The organism is Ureibacillus sp. MALMAid1270, assembly GCF_049202975.1.
GTDB lineage: Bacteria > Bacillota > Bacilli > Bacillales_A > Planococcaceae > Ureibacillus.
On the sequence record NZ_JBMIRP010000045.1, the window covers coordinates 14,890 to 35,368 of the forward strand.

Sequence of the window (20,479 nt, forward strand, 5' to 3'; positions counted from 1 at the left end):
CGCAAGTTTTTAAGAAATAGCTTTTTTATTTGGCTTAAATACAGACCATTTTGGTACAACATGTCCTACATTAAATAACATAATTGTACAATCATCATCAACTTCATATCTTTGTTGATACTGTTCCATTAAATGATATAACAAAATATCTATTGGTATTTCATTTTCAATACTTTCTTTTAATAAGTTCACAAAATATTGTTCTTGCTCATCCCAATCATGATCACCCGAGAATAATCCGTCCGACACCATCACGACATAGTCATCTGCAAGTAATTTAACCTTTTCTGTTTCGATTGAAAACACAGGCATAAAGCCAACTGGAGCAGCTGCACCATCCACTTTAATTAATCTTTCACCACGCAAGATGTAGGTTGACATACTGCCTGCCTTCCATGACCACAATTCTCCTTTTTGTAAATCAACTAATGCAAAATCAATTGTAGCGTACATATCTACTTCACGATTGAGCGACATAACATAGTGTAATGTATGCATGGCTGTCTCAGGATTCATATTGTAACTTAAACATTCTCTCATTAATCGAACTAAACGGCGACTTTCACGCTGAGCTTCTCTATTTTGTCCCATTCCATCCGAAAGCATAACAGCCACTAACCCAGGATGTATATGGAATACTGCATGTGTATCCCCGGAAACCCAGGAGTTTTTAGCTTTACTATAAATATCATAATCCATTTGATAACGAACTGCAGAACGGAATCGAATTTGCAAATGAGCAAATGGTTGTTTTTGATCAACTATTTTTTCTACTTGGAAAGGTTCTGCAAATACTTCATAAAGAATTGGAAGTAGAATTCTCTCACATAGCAAATGTTGCTCTTCATATGTTTTATGCTTTTTCGCAATGGAACAAATGATATCACGTTCTCCCATTGTATTGTTGAGGATATCGATTTGGAAGCATTGCACTTGAGCAGTTTTAAGTTGTTGATATAACTCATCTTCTATTGTCTTAAATGTAATTGTTTCACTTTCCATTTCTTTCATCAATTTATTTAAATGATTGCTTAAGTCTTTTAGTTGTAATGCAATCATTTTCTTTCCATGATAAAATTCTCCATTTATTTTATCGTTATATAGTTGATAATCAAGTTCTTCGAGTAATTTTGTTGATTTTACACATTTTAATTTTATTTTTTCTTCTGCCATCGTCTGTTCGGCTTTCTTTACTCCAGATTTTGCAATAAACCAATTATCAATTAGCTCGTCCATACCATTACCCTTACTACTCCAACAGCGATCATACCTAAAGCAACTCATACATGTTGCACTCGGTTCAATTTTCCTTACAGTTTTAACCGGTTCAATCGAAGTAAAACGGTCAAAAACCAATTCTTTTAAAAATTCGACAAAGTTTTGGAACGTCTCAAGTTTAGCTTTTGTATTCTCCGTTACCCATTCTTGACGTTGTATTAAAATTTCATCTCTCTTTGGATGGATAATATTTTGCAAGAAATTAAAGACATATTGTGGTATTGCAAAAAATGCTACACCTGCTACTAAGATTGATACAAAATAAACCGTATCTAAAGGTAACGTAGTATCGTAAAAGAAAAAGAAAACACTAGGAACCAAACTACCGATTACTACTCCAAAGCGACCTAGCCCTGTAAATAGACCAGCAACTACTCCGGTCAACCCGTACACTGCAATCATCCCTGTAAATGAAAGTTCTGAAATACCAACGAGCGAACCGACAATAATAGCGATTGTCGCTGAAATTTGTACACCACCTGCATAAGCTGCAATTAGTATAGCCAGCTGCATGACAAATGGTGCTAGTCCAAAATAAGAAACGACAATAGAATTCATGCCCGTCAAAGCCATAGCTAAAATGACTAATCCTGCACCTACTCGTTCATAATTCCAACTTTTTGTCCAAAATTGATGTGGTTGAACAAAAAATAGTTGTACAAAAATCGTCATAAAGAACGCTAAAACAACCTCATAGTAAATATAAAGCTGAATAATAATAGGTGGAAAACTAAAATGTATTGCAGTTTGCCAAGCAAATTGCCCTATTAGTATAGCAACTGCTACTGCGAAACTTGTCGGCAATTTCCAATAACGAAAACGTGTAAATAACTCAAAAATTACTAGTTGTAAGCCTAATATTAGAACTTGTCCTAACCCCAAACTTACAGCTCCAACCATTCCTCCTATTAGAACCCATGCTTTTTCATTTTCGTAACGCTGTCTAACAATCGCCCAAAGAGGTAATAAAAATGGAACCGCCGCATCGAACATTACAGTTTGTGATAGAAACAAAGCTAGTAATAAGAAGCTTAGATGTATAATAAGGCTAATCTTTTTAATAGAGAAGCCGTCTTTGATCCCATGTAATATCGTTTTTTCCGAAATCGTTTCGATATTTGCCATATTCTCCATTCCCTTCTATCGATTTCGAACAATTATATAAGAATTTGTCCGTAAAATTTGTCTAGTAGTGAAGGAAAATAAATAATTCGTTCGACGAAATAATAGGAATGCCAACATTTTGAAAAATAATACTTGGGTTATCGACAACAATATGAAAAAATGATGTCATTATTTTAAGAATAATGAATTTAAGCTATCATGAATTTAGGTTGGCTATAGTTTGGAGGCAAAGAGAAGAGATGTTAAATACGTATTGGAAATTAGCAGTTTCTGTTTTTATAGGGGCCATATTTATCGTGGTTGGTACCACTGCACCAATTCCCGTTGTATTTCAATTAATTGCATTAGTTTTGGGGTTAGTTATTACTGTTATCAACCTTATAGTTGTTACCAAACGCCTTTTGTAGTGATTTGGGATAAATTTTTATACATATGCGAAACAAGCATTATCTATATTTCTACAAAATAAAAGGATGACTCCTTCGATCGGGTCATCCTTTTTATAATTATGAATCTATTTTACACTTTTTCTACGCTCTAAAATAGACAGCAAACTATCCTCTTCTAGCTCCACGTCCACCTCGTTTTGATTCAGTAGCACGTTTTAATGTTGCAAGACGCTCATCACTATCTTTTAGGAATCGTGCCATTTTTTGTTCAAAACTTTCTTTTTGTTGGTACTGGTTACGATCATTTGAACGATGGTTCTGATTATCGCGACGTGGACGTTGAGGACGTTCAGGTCTCTCAGGCTGAGGCTTTGCTTTACGGATTGATAAACCGATTTTACCATCCGCTTCAACATTCATCACTTTTACTTCTACAACATCGCCAACTTTTAAATGTTCGTTAATGTCTTTCACATAGTTATCCGCTACTTCACTAATGTGAACTAGACCCGTTTTGCCGTCTGGCAGCTCAACGAATGCTCCAAAATTTGTGATTCCTGTTACTTTACCTTGTACTTTGCTGCCTACTTCAATTGACATAAAAAAAATGATCCTCCTTAAATTTTAAGCGGCTAAATCGCCATGTAATCTAAATTTACGTGCAAATAAAAATAGCTCGTTTCTCTATATTATAGCCAACAAAAAAAGAGTGTCAACAAGACAACTCTTTTTACAACTGACTTCAATAAACAATTTTTCTATAGTTTGTAGTATTTAAACCATAAACATATCTAAATTGCTTGCTCACTATATTATTCTTCATCGTCTGGAATTGTGAAAATAATTTCTCCGTCATCGGAAAGAAAATATTCTTTTCTAGCAAGCTTCGCAATATAGTCATCATCTTCAAGCTTTGCGATTTGCAAATTGAGCATTTCTTGCTGTTCTTTTACTTTTTCTAACTTAGCTAGTGCTTCTGTCTTTTCTTGTTCTTTTTTAGCAATTCTTTGATCTTGTGTAAATATAGTACTTATAAAGAATACTAATATAGCGGAGGCAATGATTCCAAAAGCTAGTAATCTTCTTCGTAATAGAATCTTTTGCCTATTAGAAGATTTCAATTCTTCGTCTGTTGCACGGACATAGTCATTTTGAAGCGTACGTACAGTTTTTGATTTATCTTGCTGTTTGGGACGCTTGGCCATATCCGTCACCTCCTGAGTTTATTTGCATCTTACATTATACTGTTCTATTAATTTTTTTTAAAGATGAATCTTCCAAATTTTGAGTGAAATTTTGAATACCATTTAGTAAATATTTTTCGAAATGGACTTAAAACAAACAAAATAATACTAATAATTAGTAAAATGATTCTGTTTAATATGGAAAGTAGCAGTTTAAAAAATAAGATTATTGGCCTAATCACTATGAAAAGAACTACTTTTCCTAGGAAACGGAATAATGGTTGAAACAAAGACTCGTACAAGAAGATGCCCGAAATTTGAGCTATTGGGTCAATTAAACGCCATTCTCCACCCTTTATAATATATAAAATATAAAAAGTCAGTGCACCTAATAGTGCCCAAATGACCAGTTCTATTCCAATTGTAAATCGCTTTAAAAATGACTTTGGTGATATGGCGCTTATAGTAAATCGTGTAGCATCAATTATAGCGCCAACTAAAACACCACTAGCCATCATTATTAAAATACTTACAAATTGTTCATTAACCGTCATCCAAACAATTTATGGAGGAAGCCTTTTGATAACCCATTCTCTTCGTCATCATATTGTAAAAGTTTTACATTGCCCTCTAGAGTTAATAATCCCTTATCAACATCTAAATGTACAATTTTCAATTCCTCACCGCGAATAAGTAGATTTCCTTGAGAAGTTTTTACGTAAAATTCCTCTTGGTCAAAACGTTCAATTTCCTTAACTGCAGTCATGTCCATTCTTTTTTTATTACGCACTGTCAAAAGATGATCCCCAGTTGAAATACTATAACGATTACTTTCCTGATGTAGTGTCATATTGTTCCTCCTTTAGTGATTCTTTCTTTTCACTTTATGCTATAAATAAAAAAAGCATGACAACAAAATTGTCATCATGCTAAGAATTTTTATATTATTTTCTAAAAAATGTGAGAGTCCAAATATAGTTACTCTTCATCATCGATAAATTGTGGTTCAATTTGGTCAAGCTTTTCTTCTTTTAAGATTGTAAACATACTCGCTGCATCCTCTTTACGAACATTTTCTCGTAAATCCTCTACTTTAGCTGTTACCACTTTTTGGCCAAAACGAATAGCTAACTCGTCTCCAATTTTAACTGAACTACTAGCTTTCGCAACTTTACCATTGATCGTAATTCGACCCTGTTCTGCAACTTCCTTTGCTAGTGTTCTACGTTTAATTAGACGAGAAACTTTTAGGAATTTATCTAAACGCAATTTAACTTCTCCCCTTTTCCATCATCTTTGCTTCATTCCAAAATTGATCGAGTTGTTCTAAAGTAAAGTCACCAAATGATTTTCCACTTTCTTTTACTTTTTTCTCGATATATTGAAATCTTTTACAGAACTTTTCATTTGCATGGATCATTGCTTCTTCTGGTGAAATTTTATAAAATCTAGCAATGTTTACTAGTGTAAATAATACATCACCAAATTCATCTAAGCGAGTAATTCCTGACCCATTTTGAATTTCCTCGCGAAACTCTTGCCACTCTTCCTCAAACTTTTTCCACGTATCTTCTGCATTTGGCCAATCAAAACCAACTGAAGCAGCTTTATTTTGGTAATTGAAACTTGTTTGTAGTGACGAGCTTGCACGAAACTCACCTTTTAAGATGGAATCATCATCTTGTTGACCTTTTTCTTGCTTTTTAATAGCTTCCCAATTAGTGACTACATCATTGGAATCAGCAACTGATACTTCCCCAAAAACATGAGGATGACGACGAATCATTTTTTCGCTAATCGATTCAAGGATTTCTTCTAAGTTAAAGTACCCATTGTCTTCCCCAATTTGTGCATGTAGAAAGACTTGAAGAAGAATATCACCCAATTCCTCGACCATTCCAAAATCATCTTCTTCATCAACCGCTGCAAGAAATTCGTGCGCTTCTTCTATTAAATATTTTTTCAAACTTTCATGAGTTTGTTCTTTATCCCAAGGACAACCATCAGGACCTCTTAATGTAGAGACGATTTGACGGAATGTTGACCAATCTTTCAGCGCTTCCTCAAAACATTTTACAGGTGGTACATAGATTGTTGTTAAGTTGTTCACTTCAACAACTTGATCTAATTCGTATAATGGAACAGTTTTTAATTGCTCACTTGTAGACCCAGCTGCAGTTACTATTGTCACAGGGTAATCTTCTCGATATTTTTCCATTAGGGTTAATTTTACTTCCGAGGCACTATAAGTGTCGTAAACTTGAGCGATTAATAAATGGGCTCTCATATTCACTTCATGAATCGAAAAGCTTGTCCCATCAAAGAGTTGAAAACCTTCGATAGGGTCAATTTTTAATGCAGCAAATGTAGAATCAAGGAAGCTTTGACCACCCTCTATAGTTATACGGACCTTCCCCTCACGCTCAGCAGCAATTAATAATTGTACAGTCTGTTCTGCGACTAAGGGATGCCCAGGCACAGAATATAAAACAGGGTGCGTTTCGGACTCTTTTAATAATAAAGATACAATTTCTTCATAGACAGGTTGGAATGTATCATGTTTTTCGTATATTGAATCGAAGCTTTCAAAAGAAATTCCTTCCTGAGCTAATTCACTAATAACGGGATGATCCATTGTTCGACTGAAGATTTTCTCTGCTTTTTGTAGTTTTTTATAAACCCCTAAAGGTAATTGATTGATATCTCCAGCACCGAGACCAATTACAGTAATTTCATTCATATAACCCCTACCTTCTCTTATTTAACCATAGTTGATAAACTGCCATTCTTCGACCAAAGGGTAACAAAAACCATTCTTTTTCACCAATAAGTCTCGTCTTCGCTACTACTGTTAAAAATACAAATGCTCCTACACCTATTAAACAACTACCAAATAAAATAGCCTCAATTCTCGTAGAACGTACAACTCCTGTAAAGAACTGCAAGAATTTATCTATTATAAACACCGCGATGACCATCGCTATACTTGCCGAAAAAAGCTTTATGTAAAAACGACTTTCTGCTAAATGAATAGATGTAAGATTTTTAATATAAACGATGAGTAAAAAAGCACATAAATATAAACTAAGATCACTTGCTATAGAAGCACCTAATACATCAAACTGTGGAACGAGTACTAGATTTCCTATCCCCTTAACAACTAGTGCACAGAAAATAAATATCGCTGGCATTTTTAATTTCCCCATACCTTGTAAGATGGCAGTAAGTGTCAAAATAATGGATAGAGGGATAATTTGTAAAACAATAATCATTAACACTGTTGATAAATCGTTTGTTTTAAAGAGCATAGTATTAACATATGGCATGACGACAATAAGACCAATAGATGCAGCAACACCAAACAATAAAGAACTTCTATAAGTTAATTGAATAAATGGAATTGCACTGCGTCCCCCTTGTTTTTTCATATGATGCGCAACAAGAGGAACAATTGCTAATGATAAGGAAGATGCGATGACAATTCCTAATTGGACAAGTGGTTGACCACGATCATAAATTCCTTTTTTAATTTGCGCAATGTACTCTCCCATTCCTTCATCAACCATTGTCGAGTAGATTGTAAATGAATCAATTAGCTGTAAACTAAGGATTAATAAACTACTCAAACTAACACTGATACTTAGTAAAGTAACTTCTTTTATAATTGGCCATCTTTTATATTTATTTTTTGGAACCTTTTGGAGAGAGACTTTCTTCTTTAATATGAAGAATAATAAAATCACTCCGGCTATTTCACCTAAAACAGTACCTAACACAGCCATGTTCCCAGCACCATATAATGATTCTGATGTTTTCATAATAATAATGGTACCGATTAATATAATTGACACTCGAATCGCTTGTTCAAACACCTGTGCATAAGCAACTGGTGCCATTTCACCACGAGATTGGAATATCCCTTTCATTAATGCCAAAATAGGCATAAACAACGTTACAAAAGAACCTGTTTTAATGAGCATAGATAGGTTTTGATCATCCATTAAATTTGCTAACCAATCCGCTCCTAAGAACAGAAATAGGAAAAATAAAATCGATAGTACTGATAAATAGGAAAAAATTGTTTGGGATACAAAGTACTTTTGCTCAAGCGGATTTTTGCCCATTTCTACATCTGCTAACATTTTAGAAATAGCAACTGCAAATCCACCCGATGTCCAAACAACGAAAAATGAAATAAATGGATACACTTGTTGATATATATAAAACCCTTGGTCACCTACTAAGTTTTGAAAAGGGACCCGGTAGACCGCGCTTAAAATCTTAACGATTATTGCAGCTATTGTAAGGAGTAATGCTCCTTTCATATATCCTTTCATCCCAAAATTACGAGACATAAACTTTCCTCTTTCTTAAAAACAATTTATTCCCATTATAACAGAACTATATTTTCCAATTAAATTTCAAAGACATAAAAGTAGGCCGATCTCTTTTTTGAGACGGCCACTCTTATTAGTTTTCCATTTGTTTTGCTAAGAAGTTTGCAGCTGTTTCTGCTGCTTTTTGTTCAACATCTGTTAAGAAGTGAACTTTTGATATTAAATAGACAGCACCAATTGTATCTCCATTAGAAATAATTGGAGCTACACAATATGATTTTACCTGCTCAAATTGACCTGGGATAAGCTCAATTGTATCTTCATTTTTCTCTAAAATAACTGAACGTTGTTTCATAAAGTCTTCTGCAAATGGAGAAAGACGTCTATTAACATAATCTTTCTTAGAAACACCCGCTACAGCAATAATTTCATCACGGTCGCTAATTAAAGCTGGAGTTCCTATAGTCTCATATAGTGACTCTACATACTCTTTTGCAAATTCTCCTAAGTCATTAATGGGTGAATATTTTTTTAGAATAACTTCACCTTCACGATCTGTATATATTTCTAACGGGTCACCTTCGCGAATTCGCATTGTTCTTCGAATTTCTTTTGGAATAACAACGCGACCTAAATCATCAATACGTCGGACAATTCCAGTTGCCTTCATCTTGTTGCCTCTCTTTCAATATCAATTTTTGATTCACTAATAGTATGGTTAGAAATTGGACAATGTATGCAAAAAGTGTATGAATAGGATAAATTTCTGAGTAAAAAAATTACTATATTAACAAAAATAAATCCTAATTAAGAGCCATTTTTATTATTTATTTTTCAACGAGTTGCTTTTTAGTTTTTGCAATCAGTTCTATCATTTGTTCTAAAACATCAAACGGTTGGTGTTTTCCACATTTTTTCTCATCAATCGTGACGATTAACTTTTGACCATCCATACTAAAACCGACTGCTCGTTCAAATTTCATTGATTCAGATACGACTTTACTTCCATCTACTCTTGCTGTACCTTCTTCGGAAATATAAATCGAGATTACATTTTGTTTCTCTTTTATAGCTGTAATCCCTGATTCTATTGCCCATACTTTCATACGAGCAATTCGTAGTAGATTTACTGTTTCATCTGGAAGATTTCCAAAACGGTCAATCATTTCATCGAAAATCTCATTATAGTCCTCTATTCGATCCATTGATTTAATGCGTTTATACATTTGGATTTTTTGATAACCATCAGGTATATATGAATCCGGAATATAAGCATCCGTATGAAGTATAATTTCAATTTCAGCTCTTTCTTCTGGTTTCTCACCTTGTCGTTCTTTGATGGCATCTTCAAGCATTTGAGAGTACAGATCAAAACCAACTGAATCTATAAAGCCATGCTGTTCTGCACCTAATAAGTTACCAGCACCTCGTATTGATAAATCTCGCATTGCAATTTTAAACCCAGAGCCAAGTTCTGTGAATTCTTTCACAGCTTGTAACCTTTGTTCTGCAACATCAGTTAATACTTTATCGGGTTGATACATGAAGTAAGCATAGGCAATTCTGTTGGAACGTCCTACACGTCCGCGCAATTGATAAAGTTGGGATAATCCCATTCGATCAGCATCATGTACGATTAGCGTGTTAACATTCGGCATATCAACACCTGTTTCAATGATGGTTGTTGTTACTAACACGTCATATTCTCCATCTAAGAAGCTAAGTATGATGGATTCCAGTTGGGATTCTGTCATTTTCCCATGGGCATATCCTACTCTTGCTTCTGGAACAAGCATTTGAATTTCCTCAACTTTTCTTGTCATATCTTCTACGCGGTTATATAAATAAAATGTCTGTCCACCTCGTGCCATTTCTCGCTCAATTGCTTCACGAACTAATGCTCCATTAAACTCCATTACATAAGTTTGTACAGGGAATCTATTTTGAGGTGGTGTTTCAATTACCGATAGATCTCGCACACCAACCATCGACATGTGTAAAGTTCTTGGAATTGGTGTTGCCGTTAAAGTTAACACATCCACGTTCGTTTTTAACTGTTTAATCTTCTCTTTATGTGTAACACCAAAACGTTGCTCTTCATCAACAATTAGCAAACCTAAATCATGGAATATAACGTCATTAGATAAAATACGATGTGTTCCAATAACGATATCTACAGTTCCTTCTTTTAATCCTTTTAATGTTTCCGCCTGTTGCTTTTTCGATCTAAAGCGGCTTAACAGACCAACATTTATAGCATAATCTTCAAATCGTTGTGTAATGGACTCATAATGTTGTTGAGCTAAAATAGTTGTTGGTACTAAAAAGGCTACTTGTTTGCCATCCATAATTGCTTTAAACGCTGCACGAATAGCAACTTCTGTTTTTCCATACCCAACATCCCCACATACGAGTCGATCCATAGGTCGTTCTCGTTCCATATCTCGTTTTACTTCTATAATAGATCGTAGTTGGTCTTCTGTTTCTTCGTATGGGAATGCTTCTTCAAAAGAGCGTTGTTCATCGGTATCCGGTGAAAATGCATATCCTTTTTCCGCTTCACGCTTTGCATAAAGTTTTATTAAGTCTTCAGCAATATCTTTAACAGCTGAAGATACTTTAGCTTTTGTCTTCTTCCACTCAGCGCCGCCTAATTTATGTAGTTTAGGTTCTTTACCTTCGGAAGCTACATATTTTTGGATTAAATCAATTTGATCAACCGGTACATACAATTTATCATCTGCGCGATATCGAATATGAAGATAATCCTTATGTGTACCATTTACTTCTAATGTTTCTACACCTATATACTTCCCAATACCATGATGAACATGTACGACATAGTCACCTGGTTTGATTTCCGTATAGCTCTTAATTCGTTCAGCGTTGGACATTTTTTGCGTACGGGATTTTTTTCTTTTTCCTTGTTGCTTAAATAGTTCATCATCTGTCACAACTGCTATACGTTGTAAAGGTAATTCAAATCCGGAATTTAACAATCCTTCAACTAAGTAGATTCCGGCCTCGTTCGGCATTCCTATAACACTCTGAATATTGTAATCTTCTAATGTACTTTGAATTTTCTTTAGCCGTTCTTGACTATTTCCGATGAATAACACTGTAAACTTTTCATTTTTCCAACGTTCCACTTCATTTTGTAGAAGGGCCATTTGACCATGGAATTGTTGCATTGGTTTGCATGAGAAATTCGTAGTTTTTGAAAATTTAATTCCTGAAAAAGTTCGAGTAAATAATGCGAAAAATACCTTTTGTTGATTAATCATTGCTAATATTTCTTTAAAAGAAAATGAAGGTTTAACATCATGAACAATTTTTCCATCTTCTAATAAAGAAACAAACCAATCTTCTTCTTCCTTCTCCCATGCATCCATCACTTCTTGAATACGGCCAATCTCATCAAATAGGACAACGCCATCTTCAGAAAAATAATCCCCAAGGAAGGCTGGGTTTTCATAAAGAAGTGACCCGTATTTAGGAATATGGTTTGGAACATTACCTTGTCGAAGCATTTCTATATCATATTGGATGTTTTCATAGAGCGTTTCTTGAACTTCTTTTTTCTTAATCTTTTTTAAGCTTGTAGCTAATGATTTTTCAAGTCTTTCTGCAAGTGTAATACGTTGCTCTGTATTTAAGATTAAGTCTGTTGCCGGTAAAACACGGATAGAATTTAGTTTTTGAATAGAGCGTTGGTCATCTGCAGAGAACTCCCTTATGGAATCAACTTCCGTATCAAAAAGTTCAATACGAATAGGTGACTCTGCATACGGTGGGTAAATATCTAAAATACCTCCACGTAACGCAAACTCACCTGGTGTTGTAACCATTTGACTTCTTGAATACCCCATTCCAACAAGTTTAGATAACCATTCTTCTACTTCGATGTCTTCTCCTACTGAAGTTTCTAAGAAATTTGTCTTCCACTGTTCAACAGGTGTCATAATCTTTCTCATACCTGCTATTGGAATGATATAGACAGCTACATCGTTATTGATCAGATGTCCTACTGTTGAAATTCTTTCCGCGCGCAATTCTGGAGAGGAAATCGTTACATCTGCCGCTAAAAACTCTTCTGCCGGATAATAATGGACATTTTCTTCTCCTAAAAGAGCAGTTAGATCTTCAACTAACTTTTGCGCCTGCAGTAAATTAGGTGAAAGGATATATAGAGGTTTTTTTAGTTCGTTAAATAGCGAATGAATAAGAACTGGTCTTGCTCCTCCAGTTAATCCAGTAATCAATTGTGAATCATATTGTTTATCTGTTATCTGATGAATAAGGCCATTTATATGTTTATCTTGAGAGAATAGTTGACGTAATACGTCCATATACAAAACCCCCTTCCATTACTTTTCGTCCTAAAATTTTTTATGTATACGTTTATAAGTATGACATATAGACGAAGGAAATACTTCCATTTACAAAATGAATGCCCTCATGAAAGCTAATAATCATTACCTATAAAAGGCCTACTAAATTCAAGATATGAATAAATTAAGTAGGAAAAAGCCTTGGACTCATACACTGAGTGCCAAAGCGTTTATCCTATCTTACAACTTAACAGCAAGTTAAGATTCTCTTCTTTGTTTTTATTATTGTAACCACTTTTTGAGCGCATAGTAATCTGGAAACTGTCTTAATGAATCTTCACATGATTCACAAATGCAATGTACAGTCGTTTCTCCATTTGCATCTTTTTCAACATAATCATCTATTTCTCCTACTTCAAATAAATGAAGCTTACGTATAGTTTCATCTGCATCAAAAGGTAAAGTCCCTATTTCTGTTTCACAATGTCTGCAACGGTATCTGACAGTCATGAACTCGTCCTCCTTTAAGTACAATCGGCAATCCCTATTATGTACTAGAAGTATAGACTTAAATTCATTTTTTTATGCACCTTAATACAGCATGCTACTTCCTCTATTTGGAAACATTAAATTGGTTCATTACATCTAAGAACTTTTTAGATAAAGCAGTCTCAACTGCTTCAACTGTAGTTTTAACAGCATCCTCGATAATTGGATCTTCTTCTTTTGTAAATTTTGAAAGTACATAATCAGCAACTTTCATACCTGCTGGTGGTCGGCTAATTCCAACTCGAATACGATTAAATTCTTGAGTGCCTAAATGTTGAATTAATGATTTAATACCATTATGTCCACCAGCACTTCCTTTTTGTCGTAAACGTAATTTTCCAACCTCTAAATCTAAATCATCGTAAATGACAATTAGATTTTCTAAATCTATATCGAAATAATCCATAATTGGTCTTACACTTTCGCCAGATAAATTCATGTAAGTTAATGGTTTTAAAAGGATTACTTTCCCTTCTGGTCGATGAATAGTAGTATACATTCCATTAAACTTTAACTGATTTAGTGGTGCATCCCACTTTTTTGAAAGTTCATCAATACATTCAAAACCAATATTATGTCGCGTATGTTCATATTGTTTCCCTGGGTTACCAAGTCCAACGATTAATTTCATAATCTCCACCCTTTTATTCACTAATCGAGCTAATTTTAACATATGAGTATGTATAAAAGCACAATTGTTTTTATATATGTCTTTATATCTATTATATGAAGTAAGAAGGGGATTGTCTTGAACGTTTACTTTCAAGACATCCCCTATTTAATACACAATGTTGTAATTGAGCATTTTAGTTCTCTGATTCAGGAGCTTCTGTTGCTTTAATATCCTGGTTCTCATCGTCACCTTGACCAGCAGTATCATCAGAAGCTACCCCTGGAGGTGTTACTGTGAATAATGTATCTTCATCTGCACTCAGTACTTCATATTGAATATTTAGATCTCTAACGTTGAATGAATCCCCTATTGCTAATCCAGAAACATCTACTTCAATATGATCAGGAATTTCAGCTGGTTTTACTCTTATTTTCAATAGTCGAACTGGTTGCGTTAATATACCGCCCTCATTAACTCCTATAGCTTCACCAACTGCTACAACAGGTACATCTACCTCAAGTTCTTGAGACATATTAATTGATAAGAAATCTACATGCTTAACATGTCCTTTTAATGCACATCGTTGTACTTCATTTAACACTGCATTTACTCGTTTGCCTTCAACGTCAATTTGAAAAACACTTGTTCTACCATATTTTTGTACAGCCTTTGCCGTTTCAGTATAGTCTAATACAATCGGCATCGATTCCGTGTTATATCCATATACAACAGCAGGTAATTTCCCCTGTTTTCTTAAATTACTTAGCTTTCCACGTGATCCTATGTTTCGTTTCGAAGCTTGTAATATAACGCTCATATTCTTGACCCCTTTTCTGAAAAAAATATACACGATTTAGTATGTCTTTATTTCATTAAGGCTAATCAATAAATCTTCGAAACGAAAGAAAAAGCCGACTCTACACAAGGAGAGCCGGCAGTTTTATGATTAATCGAATAATGTACTAACTGATTTGTTTTCGTATACACGAGAAATAGCTTCAGCCATTAAGTTTGCAACAGAAAGTTGTTTTACTTTAGGTGAACGTTTTTCATCAGGAAGTTGAATAGTATTTGTTACAACTAATTCTTTAATTGGTGAGTTTTCAATACGTTCAATCGCTGGACCAGATAATACTGGGTGAGAACAGCAAGCATACACTTCTTTTGCACCATTTTGCATTAAGGCATTAGCCCCAAGTGTAATTGTACCTGCAGTATCAATAATATCATCAATTAGGATACATACTTTTCCTTCGATATTACCTACAATATTCATAACTTCCGCAACGTTTGGTTTTGGACGACGTTTATCGATAATGGCAATTGGTGCTTTTAGACGTTCTGCCATTTTACGAGCACGAGTTACTCCACCATGGTCTGGTGATACAATTACTAATTCATCTGGTGAATAGTTTTTAGATAAGAAATATTCAGAAAGTAATGGCACTGCCATTAAGTGGTCAATTAAGATATCAAAGAAACCTTGAATTTGTGGAGCATGTAAATCTAATACGATTACACGAGTTGCACCAGCAGTTTCTAAAAGGTTAGCAACTAATTTAGCAGTGATTGGTTCACGTGCTTTTGCTTTTCTGTCTTGGCGTGCATATCCATAATAAGGAATAACAACATTTACAGTTTTAGCAGATGCACGTTTAACTGCGTCAATCATAATTAATAGTTCCATTAAGTGTTCGTTTACCGGAGCAGAAGTAGATTGAACAATAAATACGTCACATCCACGGATGCTTTCTTCAATACTTATTTGTACTTCTCCATCACTGAAATGCTTAACTGATGATTTTCCAAGCTCCACTCCCATTACTTCTGCGATTTCTTGAGCTAATGGGTAATTTGAGTTTAGAGAAAACAACTTTAATTTTGAGTTTGCGTATTGATATGGCATGATGCCCTCCTAAAAGTTTTAGCTAGATTGTTTATTTTAATTTTTTTGCATAATCTAGTTTATTTTCTTGTCTAGCACGTGCAATGGCAAGTGCATCTTTTGGAACTTCTTTTGTAATCGTTGAACCTGCAGCGATAAAGGACCCTTCACCGATTTTTACTGGAGCAACTAAATTGGAATTACAACCAACAAAAACATTGTCTTCAATAATTGTTTTATATTTGTTTTTTCCATCGTAGTTTACAGTAATTGACCCACAACCGATATTTACGTCGTTGCCAACTTCCGCATCACCAATATAGCTTAAGTGAGAAACCTTTGTATCATTTCCTAAAGTGCTTTTCTTCACTTCAACAAAGTTACCGATTTTCACATGATTACCTAAGTTTGAATCAGGACGAATATGTGCAAATGGACCAATTGCCGTATCTTCGCCCACTGAACTATTTAGGACAACTGAGTTAAATACTGTTGTTCGATCCCCGATTTGGCTATCGACAATTTGACTATTCGGACCGATCACACAATCTTCACCAATAACAGTATTTCCTTCAATTATTACACCAGGTTTAATAATTGTGTCTCTACCAATAACAGCTTCTATACTAATATGAGTATTTTGAGGATTAATTATTGTTACACCATTACGCATATGTTTTTCATTAATTCTATTCCGCATGATTTCTTCAGCTTGTGATAAAGCAACTCGGTCATTTACACCTAAGATTTCATTGAAATCATTTGTTGCAAACGCTGAAACAATATCACCTTGTTTTTTTAATATTTCAATAACGTCTGGTAAATAATATTCACCTTGAGCGTTTTCATTTTTCACTTGTTTTAATGCTTCGAATAGCGCTTTATTATCAAAACAATAAGTACCTGTATTGATTTCTTTTACAAGCTGTTGCTCTTCAGTAGCATCTTTTTGTTCTACAATTTGTTCTACTTGACCTTGTTCATTACGAATAATTCTTCCATAACCAAAAGGTGTTTCAGTAACTGCCGTTAGAATCGTTGCTTTTGCATTTTGTTCATGATGATACTCGTATAATGCTTGAAGTGTTTCAGGGCGGATTAAAGGTGTATCACCACAAACAACTAAAGTAGTTCCATCTAAAGAACCTAATAGTTGCTCTGCTTGTTGTACAGCATGGGCAGTACCTAATTGTTCTGCTTGAAGTACATACTCACTTTTCTCCCCTAAGTGGTCTTTTACCATTTCAGCTCCATGGCCTACGATGGAAACGATACGATCTACATTCAATAAACGAACGTTATCTACAACGTGTTCTACCATTGGCTTTCCACACACAGGGTGTAGAACTTTATATAATTTGGACTTCATGCGTGTTCCTTGACCTGCAGCCAAAACTACCGCAAAAATTCTATTCATTTTAGTCCTCCGTTTGAAAAGTTTCTCTTATGACTATATAGTAAATTCTTCGGATTTTCAAGGCATCTAGACTTGACAAAACGGTTACATCCTTTTAGTTTTTCCCCAAAAATTATTAAAAAAATTTAATAAAAACAGCTGTTTTATAGCATTTTTGAGCAAATAAAAAAAGAGCCTATTAAAATATATGGCTCTCATTTCCTGTAATATTAAGCGTTAGCTTCTTCTAATTCAAGAACTTCTTCGCTTGCAGCATGGTATGCAGCTAATACTACATCTTGAATCATGTTTCTAGTTTCTGAGTTGATTGGATGTGCAATATCACGGAATTCCCCGTCAGGAGTCCTTTTGCTAGGCATCGCAACAAATAGTCCACTATTTCCATCAATAACTCGAATATCATGTACAACAAAAGCATCGTCTAAAGTAATAGATGCGATTGCTCTCATTCTACCATCGGTTTGAACACGACGTAATCTTACATCTGTAACTATCATACTTCTTTCACTCCTCTCATTCTATGATGCTGTATAAAAAAATATAATTCTACAATATTTTCTATTTCCCTTCTTATTTTACCTAATTTTCAAAAAAATTTGAATAATTTTTTAAAAATTTTATAAATATTAAACATATTTAAAGGAAAAAGCTGTCAAGAAAGTAAAACTTTCACGACAGCTTTCGTTATAATATTCGTATTTTTGTTCAAAAACACTACTATTTAAACTTACTCAACAACTGCAATTACTTCAATTTCAACTTTTACATCTTTAGGAAGTCTCGCAACTTCAACCGCAGATCGAGCAGGTTTATGGTCACCAAAATTTTGTGCATATGCTTCATTCATTGCAGCAAAATCATTCATATCTTTTAAAAACACTGTTGTTTTAATGACTTTATCTAGTGAAGATCCTGCTTCTGCAAGTACAGCTCGTAAGTTTTCAAAAACTTGGTTTGTTTGAGCTACGATATCACCTTCCACTAATTCACCTTGTGCTGTTAAAGGGATTTGTCCAGAACTAAAAAATAATCCATTTACTACGATACCTTGTGCATAAGGGCCAATTGCTGCTGGTGCGTTAGTTGTTGAAATTGTTTTCATTTTCTTTTCTCTCCTTTTAAAAAATAGTTTCCTTCACTTAGTGCGATCGTCCGATCTTTTTCATTCACTTCACGTAGTTTAACTAAAGAATAGTAATCATCTACTAGTGAGTCATCTGCATGCTCAGCTTCTACTAAAACAGCAATCCCTGCTAGCTCGCAATCAAACTCTTCTAATAGATTCTTCATACCATTTAGTGTTCCTCCCACTTTCATAAAATCATCCGTGATAAGGACACGTTGTCCACTTTTCATACTACGTTTCGATAGAACCATAGTTTGGATGCGGCGAGATGAACCTGAAACGTAGTTAATACTAACCGTAGAACCTTCAGTTACTTTGCTATCACGTCTTACTACGACAACAGGAACGTTCAAATGTTTCGCAATTGAGTGAGCAATAGATATTCCTTTTGTTGCAACGGTCATAATGACATCAATTTGTTGATCATAAAATACACTTGCAAATACTTTTCCTACACGATTCATTAACTCCGGGTTTCCTAGTAAATCAGTCATAAATAAGTAACCACCAGGTAGTAATCGATCTGATTTACTTAGCTCAGAAATTAATGTTTGAATGATTTCACGTACTTCATAATCAGTCATTTTTGGGATATATTTTACCCCACCAGCAGCACCAGGTACTGTCACTAATAACCCAATTCCTTTTTCTTCAAAGGTTTCTTTTACAATCGTTAAATCTTCACTAATTGACGACTTTGCTGAATTGTATAAATCTGAAAAAAAGGTGAGTGGGATTAGTCGATGTGGATGCTCAAGTAAATAGTGAGTCATATCTACTAAGCGTTCACTACGCTTCCATTTCATGCGACCCTCTCCTTAAAATTTTTTATATCAAAGCGATCAATATTCAATAGATTAGAAAATTCTTAATGTTAATTCTCATATAAGAACATTCTATCATTGAAAACCGAATATTTTATAGAAAAAGTAACATAAATGTACGATATTAAGCAAGTGAATTCCTTTCACCAATTAATCGTACAGCAAATACTTCGTCACAGAAGCCTCTTAACCCGTTATAAATTCTACTTAAGCGTGTTTCACTATCAATTAGGCCAAAAACAGTTGGACCGCTTCCGCTCATTAATACGCCATCTACACCAAATTTCTTCATTTGCTCTTTAATCATAACCACTTCTGGATGAAGTTTAAAAGTAACAGTTTCCAAAACATTTCCTAAGCTTTTACACATTAATTCATAGTTGCTCTCTTCAATTGCTTGAATCATTTGTTTCGTATTTGGATGTTCCACTTCATCTATATTCAGTCCACCATATACCGCTGCAGTAGATACTCCAATTTTCGGTTTTGCTAATACAACCCAACATGTAGGTGGTGCTGGTATATGTTGGATCTTATCACCTCGACCGGTAGCAAGTGCTGTTCCACCGTAAACACAAAAGGATACATCAGAACCAATTTTCGCACCTAGCTCAGCTAATGTATCTAATGATAAGTTTAGGTTCCATAGTTGGTTTAACCCACGTAAAGTTGCAGCAGCATCGCTACTTCCACCAGCTAATCCAGCAGCAACCGGGATTTCTTTATCAATTGTAATTGTTACACCCTTTTGTATTCCATAAGTATCTTTTAGCAATTTAGCAGCTTGATATGCTAAATTTCTTTCATCGTCTGGAACGATACTGTTTGAAGATGAGATTTTGATAAGACTATCTTTTCTCTCTTCAAGTCCAATTCGATCTGCTAAATCTACAGTGGTCATAATCATTTCGACCTCATGGTAGTTATCTGGGCGTTTATATAAGACATCTAATGTTAAGTTAATTTTCGCAGGAGCTTTAACATAAAGCATTTTCATATCCTCCAATTTGGAAATAAGTTCTTCTCTCAATTCACTTCCAATGAAACACTTTCATCTTAAAAATGAGTGAGTTTTGGAGATGAACCCACATCGATTTTTTCATCTATGTATATCAAAATTTGCTGTCACTAATTGTAACATACTCCAAACAAATGGTCTTGACGTATTTGTTGTACACATGTTTTGTTTTTGGGACATCGGGGACAGTCTTTCTGTCCCACTACTTTGTGACATAGTACAAATTTTTGTTTTTTATTTTCTTGTATCTTATTATTTTTTTAATAATCGAGTAGGAGACTAGCCATTAATTGGCTAGTCGACCTCTCACACCACCGTGCATACGGTTCCGTACACGGCGGTTCAATAACTTAAGTACCTATGCTCATATAGCTTATTTAGGTCTTTTATCCCCCACTTAATG

19 protein-coding genes are annotated in these 20,479 nt (G+C 34.6%); all 19 read right to left on the reverse strand.

The genetic code is table 11. From position 1 onward, the window contains the following. Positions 1 to 9: 9 nt before the first annotated feature. On the reverse strand, positions 10 to 2,403 hold the full coding sequence (locus ACOQFO_RS05510) for a SpoIIE family protein phosphatase (protein WP_421688695.1): 2,394 nt from the start codon (positions 2,401 to 2,403) through the stop codon (positions 10 to 12). A 554-nt stretch (positions 2,404 to 2,957) separates the two neighbouring features. Continuing rightward, positions 2,958 to 3,392, reverse strand: coding sequence for a S1 domain-containing RNA-binding protein (locus tag ACOQFO_RS05515; protein ID WP_421688696.1), 435 nt, complete (start codon positions 3,390 to 3,392; stop codon positions 2,958 to 2,960). Between the two features lie 212 nt (positions 3,393 to 3,604). Beyond that, entirely contained in the window at positions 3,605 to 3,997 is a 393-nt protein-coding gene (locus ACOQFO_RS05520; RefSeq protein WP_421688697.1) for an FtsB family cell division protein, read from the reverse strand. A gap of 47 nt (positions 3,998 to 4,044) precedes the next feature. Beyond that, entirely contained in the window at positions 4,045 to 4,530 is a 486-nt protein-coding gene (yabQ, locus tag ACOQFO_RS05525; RefSeq protein ID WP_421688698.1) for a spore cortex biosynthesis protein YabQ, read from the reverse strand. Further along, complete coding sequence (yabP, locus tag ACOQFO_RS05530; protein ID WP_036189147.1) at positions 4,527 to 4,826, reverse strand: sporulation protein YabP; 300 nt, start codon at positions 4,824 to 4,826, stop codon at positions 4,527 to 4,529. Before yabP ends, yabQ begins: the two co-directional genes overlap by 4 nt. A gap of 128 nt (positions 4,827 to 4,954) precedes the next feature. Then, a complete protein-coding gene (locus ACOQFO_RS05535; protein WP_421688699.1) occupies positions 4,955 to 5,245 on the reverse strand; it encodes an RNA-binding S4 domain-containing protein in 291 nt (96 codons plus the stop codon). Between the two features lies 1 nt (position 5,246). Then, positions 5,247 to 6,716 carry a nucleoside triphosphate pyrophosphohydrolase gene (gene mazG / locus ACOQFO_RS05540; protein WP_421688700.1) on the reverse strand — a complete coding sequence of 490 codons (1,470 nt, stop codon included), beginning with the start codon at positions 6,714 to 6,716 and terminating at the stop codon, positions 5,247 to 5,249. Between the two features lie 7 nt (positions 6,717 to 6,723). Then, on the reverse strand, positions 6,724 to 8,331 hold the full coding sequence (locus ACOQFO_RS05545) for a putative polysaccharide biosynthesis protein (protein ID WP_421688701.1): 1,608 nt from the start codon (positions 8,329 to 8,331) through the stop codon (positions 6,724 to 6,726). A 115-nt stretch (positions 8,332 to 8,446) separates the two neighbouring features. After that, a complete protein-coding gene (spoVT, locus tag ACOQFO_RS05550; RefSeq protein WP_421688702.1) occupies positions 8,447 to 8,983 on the reverse strand; it encodes a stage V sporulation protein T in 537 nt (178 codons plus the stop codon). 157 nt (positions 8,984 to 9,140) lie between these two features. Beyond that, a complete protein-coding gene (gene mfd, locus ACOQFO_RS05555; RefSeq protein ID WP_421688703.1) occupies positions 9,141 to 12,662 on the reverse strand; it encodes a transcription-repair coupling factor in 3,522 nt (1,173 codons plus the stop codon). Between the two features lie 264 nt (positions 12,663 to 12,926). Further along, positions 12,927 to 13,154: an anti-sigma-F factor Fin gene (locus tag ACOQFO_RS05560; RefSeq protein ID WP_421688704.1), complete on the reverse strand. Its 228-nt coding sequence runs from the start codon at positions 13,152 to 13,154 to the stop codon at positions 12,927 to 12,929. A gap of 103 nt (positions 13,155 to 13,257) precedes the next feature. After that, the gene (gene pth / locus ACOQFO_RS05565) at positions 13,258 to 13,824 is read right to left on the reverse strand and encodes an aminoacyl-tRNA hydrolase (RefSeq protein ID WP_421688705.1); all 567 of its coding nucleotides are present in this window, start codon (positions 13,822 to 13,824) and stop codon (positions 13,258 to 13,260) included. Positions 13,825 to 13,999: 175 nt separating this feature from the next. Continuing rightward, entirely contained in the window at positions 14,000 to 14,623 is a 624-nt protein-coding gene (locus tag ACOQFO_RS05570) for a 50S ribosomal protein L25 (RefSeq protein WP_421688706.1), read from the reverse strand. A 129-nt stretch (positions 14,624 to 14,752) separates the two neighbouring features. Beyond that, positions 14,753 to 15,712: a ribose-phosphate diphosphokinase gene (locus ACOQFO_RS05575; protein WP_421688707.1), complete on the reverse strand. Its 960-nt coding sequence runs from the start codon at positions 15,710 to 15,712 to the stop codon at positions 14,753 to 14,755. Between the two features lie 31 nt (positions 15,713 to 15,743). After that, complete coding sequence (gene glmU, locus ACOQFO_RS05580) at positions 15,744 to 17,108, reverse strand: bifunctional UDP-N-acetylglucosamine diphosphorylase/glucosamine-1-phosphate N-acetyltransferase GlmU (RefSeq protein WP_421688708.1); 1,365 nt, start codon at positions 17,106 to 17,108, stop codon at positions 15,744 to 15,746. Positions 17,109 to 17,317: 209 nt separating this feature from the next. After that, positions 17,318 to 17,605: a septation regulator SpoVG gene (spoVG, locus tag ACOQFO_RS05585; RefSeq protein ID WP_421688709.1), complete on the reverse strand. Its 288-nt coding sequence runs from the start codon at positions 17,603 to 17,605 to the stop codon at positions 17,318 to 17,320. A 230-nt stretch (positions 17,606 to 17,835) separates the two neighbouring features. Further along, positions 17,836 to 18,210: a RidA family protein gene (locus ACOQFO_RS05590; RefSeq protein ID WP_421688710.1), complete on the reverse strand. Its 375-nt coding sequence runs from the start codon at positions 18,208 to 18,210 to the stop codon at positions 17,836 to 17,838. Next, complete coding sequence (gene purR / locus ACOQFO_RS05595; protein WP_421688711.1) at positions 18,207 to 19,040, reverse strand: pur operon repressor; 834 nt, start codon at positions 19,038 to 19,040, stop codon at positions 18,207 to 18,209. Before purR ends, ACOQFO_RS05590 begins: the two co-directional genes overlap by 4 nt. Positions 19,041 to 19,182: 142 nt before the next feature. After that, positions 19,183 to 20,049 carry a 4-(cytidine 5'-diphospho)-2-C-methyl-D-erythritol kinase gene (gene ispE / locus ACOQFO_RS05600; RefSeq protein ID WP_421688713.1) on the reverse strand — a complete coding sequence of 289 codons (867 nt, stop codon included), beginning with the start codon at positions 20,047 to 20,049 and terminating at the stop codon, positions 19,183 to 19,185. Between the last annotated feature and the right edge of the window lie 430 nt (positions 20,050 to 20,479).

Bases quoted from the DNA above. Each gene is read 5' to 3' on its own strand.
- ACOQFO_RS05510 (WP_421688695.1), bottom strand. From the start codon at position 2,403: ATGGCAAATATCGAAACGATTTCGGAAAAAACGATATTACATGGGATC.
- ACOQFO_RS05515 (WP_421688696.1), bottom strand. From the start codon at position 3,392: ATGTCAATTGAAGTAGGCAGCAAAGTACAAGGTAAAGTAACAGGAATC.
- ACOQFO_RS05520 (WP_421688697.1), bottom strand. From the start codon at position 3,997: ATGGCCAAGCGTCCCAAACAGCAAGATAAATCAAAAACTGTACGTACG.
- yabQ (WP_421688698.1), bottom strand. From the start codon at position 4,530: ATGACGGTTAATGAACAATTTGTAAGTATTTTAATAATGATGGCTAGT.
- yabP (WP_036189147.1), bottom strand. From the start codon at position 4,826: ATGACACTACATCAGGAAAGTAATCGTTATAGTATTTCAACTGGGGAT.
- mazG (WP_421688700.1), bottom strand. From the start codon at position 6,716: ATGAATGAAATTACTGTAATTGGTCTCGGTGCTGGAGATATCAATCAA.
- ACOQFO_RS05545 (WP_421688701.1), bottom strand. From the start codon at position 8,331: ATGTCTCGTAATTTTGGGATGAAAGGATATATGAAAGGAGCATTACTC.
- spoVT (WP_421688702.1), bottom strand. From the start codon at position 8,983: ATGAAGGCAACTGGAATTGTCCGACGTATTGATGATTTAGGTCGCGTT.
- mfd (WP_421688703.1), bottom strand. From the start codon at position 12,662: ATGGACGTATTACGTCAACTATTCTCTCAAGATAAACATATAAATGGC.
- ACOQFO_RS05560 (WP_421688704.1), bottom strand. From the start codon at position 13,154: ATGACTGTCAGATACCGTTGCAGACATTGTGAAACAGAAATAGGGACT.
- pth (WP_421688705.1), bottom strand. From the start codon at position 13,824: ATGAAATTAATCGTTGGACTTGGTAACCCAGGGAAACAATATGAACAT.
- ACOQFO_RS05570 (WP_421688706.1), bottom strand. From the start codon at position 14,623: ATGAGCGTTATATTACAAGCTTCGAAACGAAACATAGGATCACGTGGA.
- ACOQFO_RS05575 (WP_421688707.1), bottom strand. From the start codon at position 15,712: ATGCCATATCAATACGCAAACTCAAAATTAAAGTTGTTTTCTCTAAAC.
- glmU (WP_421688708.1), bottom strand. From the start codon at position 17,108: ATGAATAGAATTTTTGCGGTAGTTTTGGCTGCAGGTCAAGGAACACGC.
- spoVG (WP_421688709.1), bottom strand. From the start codon at position 17,605: ATGATAGTTACAGATGTAAGATTACGTCGTGTTCAAACCGATGGTAGA.
- ACOQFO_RS05590 (WP_421688710.1), bottom strand. From the start codon at position 18,210: ATGAAAACAATTTCAACAACTAACGCACCAGCAGCAATTGGCCCTTAT.
- purR (WP_421688711.1), bottom strand. From the start codon at position 19,040: ATGAAATGGAAGCGTAGTGAACGCTTAGTAGATATGACTCACTATTTA.
- ispE (WP_421688713.1), bottom strand. From the start codon at position 20,049: ATGCTTTATGTTAAAGCTCCTGCGAAAATTAACTTAACATTAGATGTC.